This is a genomic window from Alishewanella sp. BS5-314 (genome assembly GCF_025377695.1).
GTDB lineage: Bacteria > Pseudomonadota > Gammaproteobacteria > Enterobacterales > Alteromonadaceae > Alishewanella > Alishewanella aestuarii.
The window spans coordinates 2,671,967-2,686,603 of record NZ_JACEHJ010000002.1; the positions used below are offsets into that span (position 1 = coordinate 2,671,967).

General features: G+C 51.2%; 12 protein-coding genes. 7 read left to right on the forward strand and 5 right to left on the reverse strand.

Translation table 11 applies throughout. From position 1 onward, the window contains the following. The first annotated feature begins 63 nt into the window (after nt 1-63). The gene (locus tag H1D31_RS16910; RefSeq protein ID WP_008950606.1) at nt 64-1,239 is read left to right on the forward strand and encodes a YbfB/YjiJ family MFS transporter; all 1,176 of its coding nucleotides are present in this window, start codon (nt 64-66) and stop codon (nt 1,237-1,239) included. Between the two features lie 22 nt (nt 1,240-1,261). On the opposite strand, the gene mnmE is transcribed toward H1D31_RS16910, so the two are convergent. The 5 genes from mnmE to rpmH all read right to left on the reverse strand — a co-directional run bounded on the left by mnmE (nt 1,262) and on the right by rpmH (nt 5,084). Beyond that, the gene (gene mnmE, locus H1D31_RS16915; protein ID WP_261260108.1) at nt 1,262-2,623 is read right to left on the reverse strand and encodes a tRNA uridine-5-carboxymethylaminomethyl(34) synthesis GTPase MnmE; all 1,362 of its coding nucleotides are present in this window, start codon (nt 2,621-2,623) and stop codon (nt 1,262-1,264) included. A 76-nt stretch (nt 2,624-2,699) separates the two neighbouring features. Further along, complete coding sequence (yidC, locus tag H1D31_RS16920) at nt 2,700-4,337, reverse strand: membrane protein insertase YidC (protein ID WP_008606190.1); 1,638 nt, start codon at nt 4,335-4,337, stop codon at nt 2,700-2,702. Nucleotides 4,338-4,340: 3 nt separating this feature from the next. Then, on the reverse strand, nt 4,341-4,604 hold the full coding sequence (gene yidD / locus H1D31_RS16925; protein ID WP_008606189.1) for a membrane protein insertion efficiency factor YidD: 264 nt from the start codon (nt 4,602-4,604) through the stop codon (nt 4,341-4,343). After that, nucleotides 4,559-4,927: a ribonuclease P protein component gene (gene rnpA / locus H1D31_RS16930; RefSeq protein WP_008606188.1), complete on the reverse strand. Its 369-nt coding sequence runs from the start codon at nt 4,925-4,927 to the stop codon at nt 4,559-4,561. Before rnpA ends, yidD begins: the two co-directional genes overlap by 46 nt. A gap of 19 nt (nt 4,928-4,946) precedes the next feature. Beyond that, nucleotides 4,947-5,084 carry a 50S ribosomal protein L34 gene (gene rpmH, locus H1D31_RS16935; RefSeq protein ID WP_261260011.1) on the reverse strand — a complete coding sequence of 46 codons (138 nt, stop codon included), beginning with the start codon at nt 5,082-5,084 and terminating at the stop codon, nt 4,947-4,949. Between the two features lie 440 nt (nt 5,085-5,524). On the opposite strand from rpmH, the gene dnaA reads away from it, so the two are divergent. From dnaA to glyS, 6 genes are read left to right on the forward strand one after another with little or no spacing between them, the layout of a single operon-like run. Then, a complete protein-coding gene (dnaA, locus tag H1D31_RS16940) occupies nt 5,525-6,895 on the forward strand; it encodes a chromosomal replication initiator protein DnaA (RefSeq protein ID WP_008606186.1) in 1,371 nt (456 codons plus the stop codon). Between the two features lie 12 nt (nt 6,896-6,907). Next, nucleotides 6,908-8,011, forward strand: coding sequence for a DNA polymerase III subunit beta (dnaN, locus tag H1D31_RS16945; RefSeq protein WP_008606185.1), 1,104 nt, complete (start codon nt 6,908-6,910; stop codon nt 8,009-8,011). Between the two features lie 13 nt (nt 8,012-8,024). Continuing rightward, nucleotides 8,025-9,125 carry a DNA replication/repair protein RecF gene (gene recF / locus H1D31_RS16950; protein ID WP_261260013.1) on the forward strand — a complete coding sequence of 367 codons (1,101 nt, stop codon included), beginning with the start codon at nt 8,025-8,027 and terminating at the stop codon, nt 9,123-9,125. 2 nt (nt 9,126-9,127) lie between these two features. After that, nucleotides 9,128-11,545, forward strand: a complete 2,418-nt coding sequence (gene gyrB / locus H1D31_RS16955) for a DNA topoisomerase (ATP-hydrolyzing) subunit B (RefSeq protein ID WP_261260015.1) — start codon at nt 9,128-9,130, stop codon at nt 11,543-11,545. Nucleotides 11,546-11,604: 59 nt separating this feature from the next. Then, complete coding sequence (gene glyQ, locus H1D31_RS16960) at nt 11,605-12,531, forward strand: glycine--tRNA ligase subunit alpha (protein ID WP_008606182.1); 927 nt, start codon at nt 11,605-11,607, stop codon at nt 12,529-12,531. After that, nucleotides 12,531-14,588 (forward strand): glycine--tRNA ligase subunit beta, encoded by a 2,058-nt coding sequence (gene glyS / locus H1D31_RS16965; protein WP_261260017.1) that lies wholly within the window; start codon nt 12,531-12,533, stop codon nt 14,586-14,588. The genes glyQ and glyS overlap by 1 nt, the downstream gene beginning before the upstream one ends. Nucleotides 14,589-14,637: the final 49 nt, after the last annotated feature.

Here is a 14,637-nt window from a genome sequence, read left to right on the forward strand (position 1 = left end):
AGCCAGCGGATCTTGGATCGCCTAAGCTAAGATCCTGTTTACCAGGATCTTAGCTACTTCCTTTTGCTGCCATTACGCCTGAAAGTTCTGCTGGCCGGCTTTTTCAGTCAGTTACTCTGTCTCGGAGTGGCACGTTTCGCCTATACCCCCTTACTGCCACTGATGCAGCAACAAAGTATGCTGGATGACGCCAGTGGCGGTTATCTGGCCGCGGTAAATTACCTTGGTTATATGAGCGGTGCCTTATTGGCGGCCAGCCTGAACTCACTGGCACTAAAAGACCGCCTGTATCGCTTTGGTTTGCTGTTAGCGATTATCAGCACCTTGGGTATGGCACTAACGGAAAATATCTGGCTCTGGGCATTCTGGCGCTATCTGGCCGGGCTTAGCAGTGCCGGTTCGATGCTGATTGCCTCCGGCTTGATCCTGCACTGGTTATTGCAGCATAAGCTAAGAGCCGAGCTTGGGGTTCATTTTGCCGGGTTGGGGCTGGGGATTGCTCTTGCTGCACTGGCGGTTGAGCTGATGCTCTGGCTGGATTTTGACTGGCGGCAGCAGTGGTATTTATTAGCCTTACTCGGCGTAGCGCTGGCGGTACCGGCCTGGCGCTGGTTACCGCCGCCGGTTTTGACCGATACCAGTCAGCAACAGACTGCTATGCAGCCTGAGCCGGGCAGTCGTTTTATCCGTCTGATGTTATTCAGTTATTTTGGTGCCGGCTATGGCTATGTTGTCACTGCAACCTTTATTGTTACTATCGTTGAACGACTGCCGGGACTCACAGGCAGCGGCAATCTGGCTTTTGTGCTGTTGGGCTTGGCGGCGGCGCCAGCGGTATTAGTGTGGGATTTACTGGCCAGAGGTCTCGGTTTTCTGAATGCAATTATTCTGGCGCTGCTATTACAAACCCTTGCTATCGTTTTGCCGCTGACTGTGCCCGGACTTTGGCCCGTACTATTTAGTGCTGCGCTGTTTGGCGCGACCTTTATCGGGGTCGTCAGCTTAGTACTGACCATGGCCGGGCGTTTATACCCGACCAAGCCAGCGCGGTTAATGGGAAAATTAACGCTGGCCTATGGCTTAGCCCAGGTTATTGCACCGGCCATTACCGGCGTTCTGGCCAAAGCCACTGGTTCCTATCAACCCGGTTTGCTGCTGGCGGCTGGTTTTGTTGCGCTGTCTGCACTCTTGCTGTATTGGTTAAAACGCACTGACCAGACCTTAGCGCAGCTGCAGTAGTGGCTTAATGCTATTTACCGTACTATTTTCCGATACAAAAACTGGAAAATATCCGCCCCAGTAAATCATCCGAGCTAAATTCGCCGGTAATTTCATTCAGGTGCTGTTGGCTTAGCCGCAGCTCTTCGGCCAGAATTTCGCCGGCGATAAAGCTATGCAGTTGCTCCTGGCCTATTGCCAGATGCTCAGCGGCGCGGTTCAGCGCATCTAAATGGCGACGGCGGGCCAGAAAGCTGCCTTCGGTACTGGCATCAAAGCCAATACAACGTTTCAGATGTTCACGCAGCGCATCGATACCGGCACCGGTTTTCGCGGATAGCGGATAGACAGGCACGGCGGCCTGTTCGTCCGGTTGCAGACTTTCGCCGGTCAGATCGGCCTTGTTGCGGATCACGGTAATGCCTAAACCTGGCGGCAGGCGATCGATAAACTCCGGCCAGATAACATGAGGATCGGTATCAGCAGTGGTGGTGCTGTCGACCATAAACAGCACCCGATCCGCCTTGGCAATTTCCTGCCAGGCACGGGCAATGCCGATTTGCTCTACCTGATCCTCGGTATCACGTAAGCCGGCGGTATCGATAATATGCAGCGGCATACCGTCGATATGAATATGTTCGCGCAGTACATCGCGGGTGGTACCGGCAATCTCGGTAACAATAGCGGCTTCGCGGCCGGCGAGGGCATTTAGTAAGCTGGACTTACCGGCATTCGGTCGCCCGGCGATAACCACTTTCATTCCTTCGCGCAAAATGCTGCCCTGGGTGGCTTGTTTTCTGACCTGTGCCAAATCGTCGATAATCTCGGCCAGATCGGCGGCAACCTTGCCGTCAGACAAGAAATCGATTTCTTCATCCGGGAAGTCAATGGCGGCTTCGACATACATCCGTAGGTGAATCACTTTTTCGACCAGCTGATGAATGCGCTTGGAAAACTCACCCTGTAACGATTGCATGGCGCTGCGTGCGGCCCGCTCGCTGCTGGCGTCAATCAGATCGGCTATGGCTTCGGCTTGTGCCAAATCCAGCTTGTCATTTAAAAAGGCGCGCTCAGAAAACTCACCGGGGCGGGCGATCCGCACATTTGGCGTCTGCAACACCTGGCGCAGTAACATATCCAGCAATACCGGACCACCATGGCCCTGCAGCTCCAGCACATCTTCACCGGTAAAGGAATTCGGGCCGGGGAAGTACAGGGCGATGCCCTGGTCCAGTACCTGGTCTGTTGCGAAAAACGGCAGATATTCCGCATAGCGCGGTTTAGGCAGGCGTTTTAGAATAGCAGCGGCCACGGTTTTACAGTCCGGGCCGGAGATCCGGATAATGCCAACACCGGCCCGTCCGGGGGCGGTGGCGACTGCGGCAATGGTATCGGTACTAAACATCTTGACCTCGGTTAAACAAAAAAGCCTGTCAGACATAGCTAACAGGCTCTAGGATTACTGATACTGTGGAAGCAGATTAGGCTTTACGGGTATGTATGCCTTTCTTTTCCATACCTTTATAGATATACAGCATCTGAGCCAGCGAAATCAGGTTACTGACTAACCAGTACAGCACCAGACCACTTGGGAACCAGAAGAAGAAGATTGAGAACGCCACCGGCATCCACATCATCAGCTTCTGTTGCAGCGGATCTGTTACCTGCATCGGCGTCAGCTTTTGCATCAGGAACATACTGATACCAAAGAGTACCGGCAACACATACAGTGGGTCTTTTGCCGACAGGTCAGTGATCCACAGCATAAAGGGGGCGTGACGTAACTCGACACTCTCGACAAATACCCAGTATAACGCCAGGAAAATTGGCATCTGGATCAGCATCGGTAAGCAACCGCCCATCGGGTTTACTTTTTCTTTGCGATACAGTTCCATCATCGCCGGGCCCATCTTCTGGCGATCATCTTTGTAGCGCGCCTGCAGCTCTTCAATCTTCGGCTTCAGGTTGCGCATCTTGGCCATGGACTCGTATTGGATCTTGGTCAGCGGATACATCAGGCCCTTCACAATCAGGGTGATGATGATAATGGCGACACCCCAGTTGCCAACAAAGCCCTGGATAAAGGTCAGTAACCAGAACAGTGGTTGTGAAATAAACCACAGGAAACCGTAGTCGACAGTCAGATCCAGACCATTCGCCAGCTGTGCCAGATTATCCTGATCTTTCGGGCCGGCATAGAACACGGCGCTAAGGGTCAGAGTTTGACCCGGATCGATATCCACGGCTTCACCGCGGGCACCAATCACGCCCTTGTTGCCACCATGCACCAGGCTGTATAGCTGGTTATTGCTATTGGCATCGGGGATCCAGGCAGAAACGAAATAGTGTTCCAGCATGGCAACCCAACCACCCTGGGTGCTAATTGCCAGGTTGGTCTTTTGCATATCGCTGAAATCATACTTTTTGTAGCGCTCGCTGCTGCTGCCATAGGCGGCGCCGCGGTATATCGGCATAAACATGCTGCTGCTTTCACCGTTATCGATGTTTTGCAGCAGGTGTTGGTAAGGTTGTACCGTTTTCACTTCATTGCTGTTGTTCACCAGCAAATATTCTACCCGGACATCATAACGGCCAGCGGTAAAAATAAAGCGTTTTTCAATTTGCAGGCCATTGTGGTCCAGATATAAAGGCACCACCAGGGTATCACCGCTTAAGGTAAACTCAGTGGCATCAGTACGGTACAGGGCGCGGCTACCGCTACGATCCGGACCATCACGGGCGGTTAAACCAGATTGGGCCACATATTCAAAGCCACCAAGCTGGCGCATCAACACGTAAGGTTCTGCGCTGCCTTTAGTCAGGGCATATTGTGGTAAAGTCAGGCCAACAATATCGCCGCCACGGGTGTCGATTTCCAGCTCCAGCACGTCGGTACGCACTTTCACCCGACGGGCAGTGGCTTCCGGTTGCACGGTCTGGCGTGGTCCTTCGTTGCTATCAACAAATAACGACGCAGAACTGCTGTCAGCGGCGGCTTGTTGCTGCTGTTGTACCTGCGGGACAGCCGGTTTAGGGCCATAATCTTTTTGCCATTCCTGCCAGAGGAAAAAACTGACGATTGCCAGGGCAATTATTAGAAAACTGCGTTGTGAATCCATGTGTTAGCTTTTCTCATTATGCTTATCAGGAACGGGATCTTCACCGCCCGGGTGAAGCGGATGGCATTTTAATATGCGTTTACCGGCTAACCAAGCCCCTTTCACGGCACCAAAGCGTTGAATCGCCTCGATCGCATAGTGCGAACAGGTGGGGTGAAAACGACAGCGTGGCCCCAGTAACGGGCTGATCACTAACTGATAGCCACGCACTAAACCCAGCATTAACCAGATGACAAAGCGGTGTATTGGCGAGCGATCTTCTGCCATAGCCGTTCCAGTTGTTTTAGTAATTCATCATTCGGGGTGTTACTGATATCCCCCTTTACCATGAGTACCAGATCAACAGCAGGAAGCTGGTGCTGATGCAAACGAAAGCTATTCCGCACACAACGTTTGATACGGTTGCGCTGTACGGCTAATTTAACACGTTTTTTAGCGATAGTAAGGCCAATTCGCGGCTGCGTTAACTGATTTGGCTTAGCAAGGATGGTAAACAGGGGAGAAGCAACCCGAAATGGGTTCTGGAAGACATTATCAAACTGACTGGGAGTTAACAGTCTTAACTCCCGGCCGAATTTGTAGCTGACCACGCAGCGTTTAACCGCCAGCTTAGGCAGTTAAACGTTTGCGGCCTTTAGCACGACGACGTGCTAATACCTGACGACCATTTTTAGTGGCCATACGGGCACGGAAACCGTGGGTGCGCTTGCGTTTTAACACGCTTGGTTGAAACGTTCTTTTACTCATAATTTCATCCGTCCGGTCGAAATATTTACTAAGGTTACCTGTGTTTTAGCAAATACACCAAAACGCAGCTGACAAAAATGAGCGCGAATTTTAAGTAGTTCGGTGGTGAAAGTCAATGCGATCCTCAGTTAAATATCCGATCTTCGGCTGATAGATCCTTGGCGATCCAAAGTTTTCCACAGGCTGCTGTCGTTAAATAGAACAAATTGTGAGTTACTTTTGTTTTTAACCAGAAATCACAGCTGTCTATGCGATCTATTCTGAAATAGAATAAGGCTAATAAATTTATAAAATACAGTTGCTTAGGTTTGTTTTCTTTTTCTCCCGGCTTTTTTTAAAAAGTCAATATTGCAGTTGTGGATAAGATAGTACGATAATGCGGTTTTGGCATTTTACACCAGCCTATATCATTAATCATAATTCAGGCTTCAGGAGAGACGGTGTACCAGTCCGTTTGGCAAAATTGTTTGCAGGCATTGCAGGCAGAGCTACCCGCGCAGCACTTTAGTATGTGGATCCGCCCACTACAGGCCGACAGTTCAGCGGATGCGCTGACCCTTTACGCACCTAACCGTTTTGTGCTGGATTGGGTTCGGGAAAAGTACCTGAACCGGATCCTGGAGCTGATCCGCGATTATTGCGGTGATAATGCACCGCGGCTACGCTTCGATGTTGGCAGCAGCAATCAACAGCATAAAGTCACCGCGCCTGGCCCGGCTCTACAGAAAGTAGTAGCCGAAACGCCGGTTGCTGAGCCAGAGGTGCCTGAACCCGCCCCCAAAAGCATAGTGCGCTCTAATGTGCGCACTAACTATACCTTTGCCAACTTCGTTGAAGGTAAGTCGAACCAGCTGGCCCGGGCCGCTGCGTCGCAGGTGGCAGATAATCCCGGTACAGCCTATAACCCGCTGTTTATTTATGGCGGTACTGGTTTGGGTAAGACCCACTTATTACATGCGGTAGGTAACGGTATTCTGGCGAAAAAGCCTGATGCCAAGGTGATCTATATGCATTCTGAGCGCTTTGTGCAGGATATGGTGAAAGCGCTGCAGAATAACGCTATCGAAGAATTTAAGCGTTACTATCGCTCGGTTGATGCCTTACTGATTGACGATATCCAGTTTTTTGCCAATAAAGAGCGCTCGCAGGAAGAATTCTTCCATACCTTTAATGCCCTGCTAGAAGGTAATCAGCAGATCATTCTGACCAGCGATCGTTATCCAAAAGAGATCGACGGGGTGGAAGATCGGCTGAAATCCCGTTTTGGCTGGGGTTTGACGATTGCGATCGAGCCGCCAGAGCTGGAAACTCGGGTCGCGATCCTGATGCGAAAAGCGCAGGAAAACCAGATCCGCTTGCCGGAAGAAGTGGCGTTCTTTGTCGCGAAACGGCTTCGTTCCAATGTTAGGGAATTGGAAGGCGCCTTAAACCGGGTGATAGCCAATGCCAACTTTACCGGCCGGCCCATTACCATTGATTTTGTGCGCGAAGCGCTGCGTGATTTGCTGGCATTGCAGGACAAGCTGGTCACCATTGAAAATATTCAGAAAACGGTAGCCGAGTATTATAAAATCCGGGTGGCGGATTTATTATCCAAGCGCCGTTCCCGCTCGGTTGCCCGGCCGCGGCAAATGGCGATGGCGTTGGCGAAAGAGCTGACTAACCATAGCTTACCGGAAATTGGCGATGCCTTTGGTGGCCGTGACCATACTACGGTATTACATGCTTGCCGCAAGATTGAGTCTTTGAAAGAAGAAACTCATGAAATTAAAGAAGATTTCCAAAATTTAATTCGTACTTTGTCCTCTTAACAGGGTGTTGTTATGCAATTTCTGATCAACCGTGACGCTTTACTTAAACCATTACAAATGGTCTCTGGTGCCATTGAGCGGCGGCATAACCTGCCGATCTTATCCAATGTGCTGCTGGACGTTACGGCTGATACTTTGTCGCTGACCGGAACCGATCTGGAAGTCGAGCTGGTGGCCAGCACCGAGCAGCTACAGATCCAAAGTCCGGGCCGGATTACCGTGCCGGCAAAAAAACTGCTGGATATTTGTCGCAGCTTGCCGGAGCAAAGTGATATTCAGGTCGCGGTACAAGGCGAGAACTGTGTTCTGACCAGTGGTAAAAGTAAGTTTACCTTGTCGACCCTGAGTGCTGCCGAGTACCCGAATTTAGAGAGTTGGCAAGGCGAAGTTGAGATTAACCTCAGCCGGCAGCAACTGCGTAAGTTATTAGAAGACACCGCGTTCTCGATGGCGAATCAGGACGTGCGTTATTATTTAAATGGTTTGTTGTTTGAAGTCGACAACGGCACCTTAACGGCAGTGGCCACTGATGGTCACCGACTGGCGATGAGCACGCTGGCGTTACCTGCCGTCAGCGGTCAACAGAAGCAAATTATTATTCCACGCAAAGGTGTGTTGGAGATTATGCGCTTGCTGGCCAATGACGAGCAGCAAGTCAGCCTCAGTTTAGGGCAGAATCATATCCGTTTAACCGACAGCAGCTTTAGTTTTAGCAGTAAGCTGATCGATGGCCGCTTCCCGGACTACCGCCGCGTCTTGCCACGTAACAGCACTAAGCTGGTGACTGCGCATCGCGCGGTGTTAAAGGATGCCTGTATCCGGGCGTCCATTTTATCGAATGAAAAGTATCGTGGCGTGCGTTTTACGCTCAGTAATCACGAAGTCCAGATCGTTGCTAATAACCCTGAGCATGAGCAAGCGGAAGAAGTGATTGAAGTTGAGTATCAGGGCGACACTCTCGAGATAGGCTTTAACGTCGGCTATTTGCTGGATGTATTAAATACTCTGGCGACCGATTTGGTGATCTTGCATCTGAATGATGCGAATTCCAGCGCCCTGATCGAAGGGGTCGGCAACAATGGCGCGGCCTATGTTGTGATGCCGATGCGTCTCTGATTTTTACTCCGTTATGTCGCTGCTATTGCTGCAGGCGCAACAATTTCGCAATTTTGCGGAACTCAGTTTGCAGCCACATCCACAATTTAACCTGTTGGTTGGTGAAAACGGCAGCGGTAAAACCAGCTTGCTGGAAGCGATTTATTATCTGGCACATGGCCGCTCTTTTCGCACCAGCCGCCATCAGCGCTTAATTCAGCATGATCAGCCGGCCTTTGTATTGCATGCCAAAGTCAGTAGTGCGGAGCAAGTACATAGTATCGGTATTCAACGGGAGCGGACTGCCGATTTACAGCTGCGCTTAAATGGCTCTGCCCAGTGTCGTCTGGCGGATATTGCTGAGTTGTTGCCGGTGCAGTTGTTAACGCCGGACAGTTTTAAGTTGTTTTTTGGTGGACCTAAGGAGCGGCGGCAGTTTTTTGATATGGGTGTGTTCCACGTGGAACAACATTTTTTTGCCGTCTGGCTGCAGTTTAGCCGGGTACTTAAACAACGTAATGCGCTGCTAAAGCAAAGCCGCCAGTATAACCAGCAATTTGAATACTGGGATGCGCAGTTTGTGCAACTGGCCTGGCAACTGCAGGCGCTGCGCCAACATTATATTAGCTTGTTGCAAAATGCTTTTGCGTCATTAACCGATCAGGATAGCTTGCTGTCGACAGTCAGCTTACAGCTTTACGCCGGCTGGCCGGAGAAGCTGCAGACGAGTGCTGAGTTGCAGGAGTTGTTAAGCCAAAGTTTTCAGCAAGATTTGCGGCTGGGTTTTACCCAGTATGGGCCGCAAAAAGCCGATCTGCGACTGCGTAGCGCCGGCCACTCAGTTGAAGAAGTATTATCCCGCGGCCAGCTAAAAGTGTTATTATTTGCGCTTAAAGTTGCCCAAAATAACCTGATCGCGGGAAGTGGGCTAAAGCAGCCGATACTATTGATTGATGATCTGGCGTCGGAACTCGACCCTAGTTCAACAAAAAAGATTTTTGATTTTTTAACTAATATTAATTCACAGGTTTTTATAACTGCAATTAATGCTGACCAGGTGACACCCTTTATTGCTGCCGATTGCCGGCAAGTGTTTCACGTGGAACATGGTCAGATAACCAGCACGGACAGATAACGATGGCCGAAGAGCATAACTACGATTCCTCCAGTATTAAAGTATTAAAAGGTCTGGACGCTGTCCGGAAAAGACCAGGGATGTACATCGGTGATACCGACGATGGTACCGGTTTACACCATATGGTGTTCGAGGTAGTGGATAACTCTATCGACGAAGCCCTGGCTGGCTACTGCACCGATATCTGGGTTACCATCCACAGTGATAACTCGGTTTCGGTACGTGATAACGGCCGTGGCATTCCTACTGATATGCACGAAGAAGGCGTGTCTGCGGCCGAAGTTATTATGACGGTACTGCATGCTGGCGGTAAGTTTGATGACAACTCCTATAAGGTGTCTGGCGGCTTACACGGTGTCGGTGTTTCGGTTGTTAACGCCCTGTCGGATGTGCTGGAACTGACTATTCGCCGTAAAGGGCAGGTACACAGCCAGATCTATCATCTGGGTGTACCGCAGGCACCTTTAGCCGTAATTGGCGAAACGGAAGGTAGTGGCACGGCAATTCGCTTCTGGCCCAGCCCAACCATCTTTTCCGATATCAATTTCCACTATGACATTCTGGCGAAGCGGTTACGGGAGCTGTCATTCCTGAATTCTGGCGTCAGCATTATTCTGACCGACGAGCGCACAGATAAGACGGATCACTTTAAGTACGATGGCGGTATTGAAGCCTTTGTGCAGTACTTAAACCGCAGCAAGACCAGTATTCACCCAAAGGCGTTCTATTTTACTGATCAGCGTGAGGACGGCATTGCGGTTGAAGTGGCGATGCAGTGGAACGATAGCTATCAGGAAAATGTATTCTGTTTTACTAACAATATTCCACAGCGTGACGGTGGTACTCACTTAGCCGGTTTCCGCGGTGCTTTGACACGGGTACTGAATACCTATATCGATCAGGAAGGCTACGCTAAGAAAATGAAGGTGCAGGCCTCGGGCGACGATGCCCGCGAAGGCTTAACCGCAGTAATTAGCGTTAAGGTGCCGGATCCAAAATTCAGCTCACAAACCAAAGACAAACTGGTATCCAGTGAAGTGCGCTCGGCAGTAGAAAGCGTGATGGCGGAAAAGCTGAACGAATATCTGCTGGAAAATCCGGGTGATGCCAAGATTATCGTGGGTAAGATAGTGGATGCGGCCCGTGCCCGTGAAGCGGCCCGTAAAGCCCGTGAAATGACACGTCGTAAAGGCGCGCTGGATATTGCTGGCTTACCCGGCAAACTGGCGGACTGTCAGGAAAAAGACCCAGCCTTATCTGAACTCTATATCGTCGAGGGTGACTCTGCGGGTGGTTCTGCTAAGCAGGGCCGTAACCGGAAAAACCAGGCCATCCTGCCATTAAAAGGTAAGATCCTGAACGTGGAAAAGGCGCGCTTCGATAAGATGCTATCGTCGCAGGAAGTCGGCACCTTGATTACGGCCTTAGGCTGTGGCATCGGTCGCGAAGAATATAACCCGGATAAAACCCGTTATCACAGTATCGTACTAATGACCGACGCCGACGTTGACGGTTCGCACATCCGTACCTTGTTATTGACCTTCTTCTATCGCCAAATGCCTGAGCTGATTGAGCGTGGCTATATCTATATTGCGCAGCCGCCACTGTATAAAGTTAAAAAAGGCAAGCAAGAGCAATATATCAAAGACGAACCGGCGCTGGTGCAGTATCTGACCACCTTAGCACTGGATGAGGCTTCATTACATGTGAACGAAAATGCACCGGGGATCAGTGGCGAAGCGCTGGAGAAACTGGTGCAGCAGTATCATAAGGTGATGGCGGTTATCGAGCGCCTAAGCCGCAAGATCCCGGTTAACCTGTTAACCGAACTGATCTACGTTACTGGTTTAACCGCCGAGCTGATGAAAGACCAAGCCGCCGTTGAAGCCTGGGTAAAAACTCTGGCCAAACGTCTAGATGATAAAGAAGGTGACGGTTCAATCTATAAGTACGATGTGATTGAAGATCGTGAGCGTCATCTATTCCAGCCGAAGGTGATTATCCGTCAGCATGGTATCGATAATGAATACCTGCTGCATCACGACTTTATTAGCTCACGGGATTACCTGAGTCTGGTCGCACTGGGTGATGAAATTCGTGACCTGATTGAAGAGGGTGGCTATATACGCCGTGGTGAAAAGGTGAAGCCGGTTGAAACCTTTAAAGACGCCCTGGATTGGTTAATGACCGAGTCCAAGCGTGGTCTCTACATTCAACGCTATAAAGGTCTGGGTGAAATGAACCCGGAACAACTGTGGGAAACCACCATGGATCCGCAAAACCGCCGCATGTTGCAGGTAACCATTGAAGATGCCATTGGCGCCGATCAATTGTTTGCCACCCTGATGGGGGATCATGTTGAGCCAAGGCGCGCCTTTATTGAAGAGAACGCGCTGTACGTCGCTAACCTCGACGTCTGATAAATATTAAACGGGGGCAGCTTTGCCCCCTTAGTCATTTAAAGTGAGTCTGTTGCGCCATGCATAAGTACGATATTAAAACCTTTCAGGGGCTAATTTTAGCCCTGCAAGACTACTGGGCACGCCAGGGCTGCGTTATCGTGCAGCCGTTGGATTTAGAAGTTGGCGCCGGTACCTTCCATCCAATGACCTTTTTACGTTCACTGGGGCCAGAGCCGACTAACGTCGCTTATGTGCAGCCATGCCGTCGGCCAACTGATGGCCGTTATGGCGAGAATCCAAACCGGCTGCAGCATTACTACCAGTTCCAGGTGATCTTAAAACCGTCACCAGACAATATTCAGGAGCTATATCTGGGCTCGCTGCGGGAACTGGGGATTGATACCCTGGTACACGATATCCGCTTTGTGGAAGATAACTGGGAATCACCGACACTGGGTGCCTGGGGCCTGGGTTGGGAAGTGTGGTTAAATGGCATGGAAGTAACGCAGTTTACCTACTTCCAGCAAGTGGGTGGCTTAGAGTGTCGCCCGGTAACCGGCGAAATTACTTACGGTTTAGAGCGTCTGGCGATGTATATTCAGGGCGTGGATTCGATCTATGATCTGGTATGGACCGACGGTCCCTTGGGGCGGGTAACCTATGGCGATGTGTTCCATCAGAATGAGGTCGAGCAATCGACCTACAATTTTGAGCATGCCGATGTAGCCGCCTTGTTTGCCTACTTCGACCAGTGCGAAAAGGAAAGCCAGTATCTGATTGAACAAGGCCTGGCATTACCAGCCTATGAAAAAGTGATGAAAGCCTCACATGCTTTTAACTTGCTGGATGCCCGCCATGCTATCTCGGTAACTGAGCGTCAGCGCTATATTCTGCGGGTTCGCACCCTGGCCAAGGCCTGTGCGCAGGCTTACTATGATGCCCGCGAAAAACTGGGTTTCCCGCTTTGCAAGAATCAGAGCGCCAAGCAGTCGGAGGCGAACTAATGCGTTCACAAGATTTTCTGGTTGAAATTGGTACCGAAGAGTTACCACCAAAATCGCTAACCACTTTGGCACAAGCCTTTGCCGACAATCTGCAAGCCGAATTAGCCAAGCAGGAGCTCAGCCATGCTGAAATTAGCTGGTATGCGGCACCACGCCGCTTAGCAGTGCGGATTAATCAGTTAGCCGCAGCCCAGGCCGATAAAGTGGTAGAAAAGCGCGGGCCAGCACTTAGTGCGGCCTTTGATGCCAATGGCAATCCGACTAAGGCTGCCGAGGGTTGGGCCGCTGGCTGTGGCATTACGGTGGCACAGGCTGAGCGTTTAGAAACCGATAAGGGCGCCTGGCTATTATGCCGGCAACAGCAACAAGGGCAGGCGACGGTCAGCTTGCTACCGGAAATGGTCAGCACAGCGTTAGCCAAACTACCTATTGCCAAGCCGATGCGCTGGGGTAGCTCAGATGCCGAATTTATCCGGCCGGTACATACCATTATTATGCTGTATGGCGAGCAGGTAGTGCCTGCCACTATTCTTGGCCGGCAGAGTGGCAACCAGACCTATGGCCATCGTTTTCATGCACCGGCGCTGGTCAGTATCAAAGATGCCGATGCCTATCTGCCAACGCTGGAACAAGCCTATGTAGTGGCTGATTTCGCTAAGCGCAAAGCCTATATCGCGGAGCAGGTACAAGCGACCGCTCAGCAGTTACAAGCACAGCCGCAATGGGATGACGCCCTGCTGGAAGAAGTCACGGCGCTGGTCGAATGGCCGGTGGTTCTGGTGGGTAGCTTTGAAGAAAGCTTCCTGCAGGTACCGGCTGAGCCGCTGATCTCGACGATGAAGGATAATCAGAAATACTTCCCGCTGCGGGATAGTCAGGGCAAGTTACTGAACAAGTTTATTTTTGTGGCCAATATCAGCAGCAAGGACCCGCAGCAAATTATCTCCGGAAACGAGAAGGTGGTACGGCCGCGGTTATCGGATGCGCAGTTCTTCTTTAATACAGACCGCAAGGTCAAACTCGCTGAGCGGTTAGACAGTTTAAAGACGGTGCTGTTTCAGCAACAGCTGGGTACATTGTTTGAGAAATCGGAACGCATCAGCAAGGTTGCGGGCTTTATTGCCGCAAAAATTGGTGCCGATCAGGCCGCCGCTGCCCGTGCCGGCTTATTATCGAAAACCGATCTGATGACCAATATGGTCGGCGAATTCCCGGAAGTGCAAGGCATTATGGGTATGCACTATGCCCGGCTGGATGGCGAAGCGGAAGCAGTAGCCTTGGCGCTGAACGAGCAATATATGCCGCGTTTTGCCGGTGACCAGTTACCCAGCCGTCTGGAAGGGGCGGCGGTGGCTATCGCGGACAAACTGGACTCACTGGTCGGTATTTTCGGCATTGGTCAGATCCCGAAAGGTGATAAGGACCCGTTTGCGCTGCGTCGCGCTGCTATCGGTGCCTTACGCATTATGGTGGAGCAACAGCTACCCTTGGATTTAACCGACCTGATTGCCGTTAGTCAGCAAAGCTTTGGCAGCAAACTGACCAACCCGCAGGTAGCCAGCGAAGTATTGGACTTTATGCTGGGCCGCTTCCGCGCCTGGTATCAGGACGAAGGCTATAGCGTCGATGTGATTCAGGCGGTACTGGCGCGCCGGCCAACTAATCCGGCAGACTTTGATCGCCGGGTTAAGGCTGTAGCCGAGTTCCGGCAGTTAGAAGCCGCAACAGCTTTAGCTGCAGCCAATAAGCGGGTGGCAAATATTCTGGCCAAGGTTGAGGGCGAGATTGCCAATACGGTTAATCCGGCGCTGCTGCAGGAAGCGGCAGAGCAGGCGCTGTATCAGGCACTGACCGCGGAGCAGGCATATCAAGCCGGGGTTAGCGATTACAGTCAGGGTTTAACCCATCTGGCGGCACTGCGTGACGTTATCGATGCCTTCTTCGAGCAGGTGATGGTAAACGCCGAAGATGCAGCAGTGCGGGCTAACCGTCAGGCGCTGTTAAAACAATTACGGGAACTGTTCTTACAGGTTGCCGATATCTCTGTGCTGCAGTAACAGCTTAGCAAGCAAAATGGCCGGCATCATGCCGGCTATTTTTTTGCCT

What these genes read in the sequence shown, in the direction of transcription:
- mnmE (WP_261260108.1), bottom strand. Translation starts at nt 2,623, where the DNA reads ATGTTTAGTACCGATACCATTGCCGCAGTCGCCACCGCCCCCGGACGG.
- yidC (WP_008606190.1), bottom strand. Translation starts at nt 4,337, where the DNA reads ATGGATTCACAACGCAGTTTTCTAATAATTGCCCTGGCAATCGTCAGT.
- yidD (WP_008606189.1), bottom strand. Translation starts at nt 4,604, where the DNA reads ATGGCAGAAGATCGCTCGCCAATACACCGCTTTGTCATCTGGTTAATG.
- rpmH (WP_261260011.1), bottom strand. Translation starts at nt 5,084, where the DNA reads ATGAGTAAAAGAACGTTTCAACCAAGCGTGTTAAAACGCAAGCGCACC.
- dnaN (WP_008606185.1), top strand. Translation starts at nt 6,908, where the DNA reads ATGCAATTTCTGATCAACCGTGACGCTTTACTTAAACCATTACAAATG.
- recF (WP_261260013.1), top strand. Translation starts at nt 8,025, where the DNA reads ATGTCGCTGCTATTGCTGCAGGCGCAACAATTTCGCAATTTTGCGGAA.
- gyrB (WP_261260015.1), top strand. Translation starts at nt 9,128, where the DNA reads ATGGCCGAAGAGCATAACTACGATTCCTCCAGTATTAAAGTATTAAAA.
- glyQ (WP_008606182.1), top strand. Translation starts at nt 11,605, where the DNA reads ATGCATAAGTACGATATTAAAACCTTTCAGGGGCTAATTTTAGCCCTG.
- glyS (WP_261260017.1), top strand. Translation starts at nt 12,531, where the DNA reads ATGCGTTCACAAGATTTTCTGGTTGAAATTGGTACCGAAGAGTTACCA.